The sequence below is a fragment of the Microcystis sp. M53603_WE2 genome (genome assembly GCF_030065435.1).
The window spans coordinates 1-2882 of the sequence record NZ_JASJFF010001365.1 but is presented as its reverse complement, the minus strand read 5'-3'; the positions used below and the strand labels follow the sequence as shown (position 1 = coordinate 2882).

The 2882-nt window shown below is 40.8% G+C and carries 4 protein-coding genes and 1 pseudogene; 4 read left to right on the top strand and 1 reads right to left on the bottom strand.

Features of this window, described 5'->3' with window-relative positions:
* Nucleotides 1-115: 115 nt before the first annotated feature.
* Both PX481_RS28685 and PX481_RS28680 read left to right on the top strand, forming a co-directional pair.
* Nucleotides 116-232: pseudogene (locus tag PX481_RS28685) on the top strand (transposase); the annotation flags it as partial.
* 68 nt (nt 233-300) lie between these two features.
* On the top strand, nt 301-834 hold the full coding sequence (locus tag PX481_RS28680) for a MogA/MoaB family molybdenum cofactor biosynthesis protein (RefSeq protein WP_004159364.1): 534 nt from the start codon (nt 301-303) through the stop codon (nt 832-834).
* Nucleotide 835: 1 nt separating this feature from the next.
* Here PX481_RS28680 and PX481_RS28675 read toward each other — a convergent pair whose 3' ends face one another.
* Nucleotides 836-1447, bottom strand: a complete 612-nt coding sequence (locus PX481_RS28675) for a DUF8692 domain-containing protein (RefSeq protein WP_004159365.1) — start codon at nt 1445-1447, stop codon at nt 836-838.
* Between the two features lie 345 nt (nt 1448-1792).
* On the opposite strand from PX481_RS28675, the gene PX481_RS28670 reads away from it, so the two are divergent.
* Nucleotides 1793-2458, top strand: coding sequence for an urease accessory protein UreF (locus tag PX481_RS28670; RefSeq protein WP_288027670.1), 666 nt, complete (start codon nt 1793-1795; stop codon nt 2456-2458).
* A gap of 208 nt (nt 2459-2666) precedes the next feature.
* A partial coding sequence (locus tag PX481_RS28665) for a glycosyltransferase (protein ID WP_288097346.1) occupies nt 2667-2882 on the top strand: 216 nt, incomplete at its 3' end.

The following is a 2882-nucleotide window of genomic DNA, read 5'->3' as shown; positions in this document are numbered from 1 at the left end:
TTAATTGATTAGTTCGCTCTAGATCGCAAACAATTGACAAAAATCGCGGTAATGTCTTTCTCTATAAGGGTTTCATTCCTTATAACCCCCATCCATTGCATAACACAAACCGAAGAGCCAAAGATGTGTAGGATTGGATGTAGGCTTAAAAGTTTTCTACGCTAATAGTTATGGGGAAACGGTAGAAATACCGCAATACTATCGCCAGGCAGAAAAAAGATTAAATCGTCTGACCCCCCCTTGCCCCAAGGGGGCGCTCTGGCGAATGTTGGATACGTCCTGTCAGATTAAGGAAACTCGATGAACCAAGAATCCCTCGCTTTTAGTGACGGGAGTGTCAATCCCCATCCCGACACCGCCCCCCTTAACCTTACCTGTGCCGTAGTCACGGTGAGCGATACTCGTACCCCAGAGACGGATAGGAGTGGCCAAATAATTCAAGAGTTACTAACTCGATCGGGTCATGATATCGGCCTATACTTAATTATCCCCGATCAACCCTTACAAATTCAAGCAATCTTACCAGAGATTAGCAATCAAAATCAGATAAAAGTCTTAATTCTCAATGGGGGTACGGGTATTGCTCCCAGAGACAATACCTATGATGCTTTAGTACCTTTATTAAGGATTACTTTGCCCGGTTTTGGCGAATTATTTCGTTATCTCAGCTATCAGGAAATTGGCTCCCGTGCCATGGCATCAAGGGCAATAGCTGGGGTTTATCAAAACTTATTAGTCTTTTCTCTCCCTGGTTCCACTAATGCCGTTAAATTAGCCCTAGAAAAACTGATTCTTCCCGAAATTTTACATCTGGTTAAACAGATGAATGGATAATTTATTGGGATTTGATCTGGGCTGAAATTTCTTGAAAACATACATCCCAAAAATAGCCAGCTAGATTCACAGCACTTAACAGTTTAGGAATTCCTTCACTTAGACTAGCAAAACCTTGATTTTTAAGCTGGAGAAAATCGATAGCAATTGCAAAAGTTAAAAGTGCTAAAGCAATGATTAAAATTTGGTAATAAGTTTGTCTTATTCGCCGCCAAAATGCTAAACCATAAATCAGAATTGCGAGGGCATAAACAGAGATAGTCAAAAATTTGGAAATATTAAAATAGAGGAGAATGATATGAATTCTGAAGATTTCATTGATGGCAAAAAGTCCCGTTATTATGCCAGAAACAAGTAAAAAATGGCGAGAATTATTGAAACTTGCCTTGCGGGACAATAAAGCATAACTAAAAAGGCAAACAATCGGAGGGAAACAACAAAGCAATTGAAAAGAATGGGTTAATAAACCAGCGATCGGAGTTGGGGGAGTAGCGGGAGGATAAAACAAAAGACTAGAGTTTAATTCTGCCCGATCAACCCAAGCAGTCAAAGCTAAAATCAAGAGGAGAACGACAAGATTTATTTTCAGAAAATGCTGTTCTCGTGAGGACATAAGTAGAGTTGGTTGAATAAATCTAAAAACCTTGTTGGATAATATCTTTAGGCTTTTTTGAAATCAAAAAGTGCCAGCCGAGAGTGATTGGGGGGAAAATCCCTGGACTTTTTCCCTGAAAATTAGGTAATTGACTCCCTGAAAATGGGGAAAACCCCACACCCCACACCCCACACCCTGCCACCAAGAAAAACTTTTTGCCGCAAACCCTAAGTATAGTAGTTGATAATTGTGGCTATTAATCACGGTATAATTCACAAAGTGCCGCTTTCTATCCGCTCGATCTAAATAACGAAGTGCCAAGCATTTCCCTGATTGTGTTAAGGACAATTTTCTCGGTTTTCTATGCTCAATCAAAAAGAACTTTTGTGTTTATTACAATTGGCTAGTCCCATTTTACCCGTGGGGGGCTATAGTTATTCCGAAGGGCTAGAAACCCTCGTCGAAAAGGGGATTATCTCCAATAGTGCCAGCTTAAATGATTGGTTAGAGCGATCGCTTTGTCAAGGCTCGATTCGCTTAGAAACGGCTGTTTTGCTAAGGGTATATCGTTGTTTTTGTCAAGAGGATTTTACAAAACTTAATTATTGGGATAATTGGTTATCGGCAACGCGGGAAACGGCCGAATTAAGACAACAAAGCTGGCAAATGGGGCGATCGCTGTTAAACTTATTGCGGGAGTTAGCACCGGCCAGAGATAATCTACCAGAACAGGCTAATTATGCCACCGCTTTTGCGATCGGGGCAAGTCATTGGCAAATTGGCGAAGAATTAGCGGTTTTAGGCTATTTACACAGTTGGGCAAGTAATTTAATCAATGCAGGATTGCGTTTAATTCCCCTTGGACAAACCCTAGGACAATCGCTTCTGATCGGTTTACAGCCCAGTTTATTAACAGCAACAGCAGATATTATCAGTTTAGCCGATGAAAACCTGAGCAGTTGGAGTTGGGGGCTAAGTTTTGCCAGTATGAACCACGAAACCCAGTATAGTCGTCTATTTCGCAGTTAGAAATTAGCGATCAAATTTTTCGCTATTTTCTGGGAGAATATGCAAGTCTCTAGGAGTCTCTCTCTTGGGTTCAAGCCGACATTTTTAGGTAAAAAACCAAATAAGGTATAGTAAGATCAAGAAAAATCTTAGGTCCTAGTTCTCGCTTTCTGAGTGACTAAGGGTTTTAAGGAAAGATGCGAACACTCTACCTAGCCACAGTGTACCAATGTTTAGTCAATCAGAAAAAATTCCCGTTTCGGTGTTAATTCCCGCCAAAAACGAGGAATCTAACCTTCCCGCCTGTTTAGAGAGTGTTGCTAGGGCTGATGAAGTGTTTGTCGTCGATTCCCAAAGTAGCGATCGCTCGATCAAAATATCTACCAACTATGGGGCTAATGTAGTCCAATTTTATTTTAATGGTCGTTGGCCGAAAAAGAAAAAC

Coding starts and splice junctions, on each gene's coding strand:
- PX481_RS28670 (WP_288027670.1), top strand. CDS start 1,793: ATGCTCAATCAAAAAGAACTTTTGTGTTTATTACAATTGGCTAGTCCC.
- PX481_RS28675 (WP_004159365.1), bottom strand. CDS start 1,447: ATGTCCTCACGAGAACAGCATTTTCTGAAAATAAATCTTGTCGTTCTC.
- PX481_RS28680 (WP_004159364.1), top strand. CDS start 301: ATGAACCAAGAATCCCTCGCTTTTAGTGACGGGAGTGTCAATCCCCAT.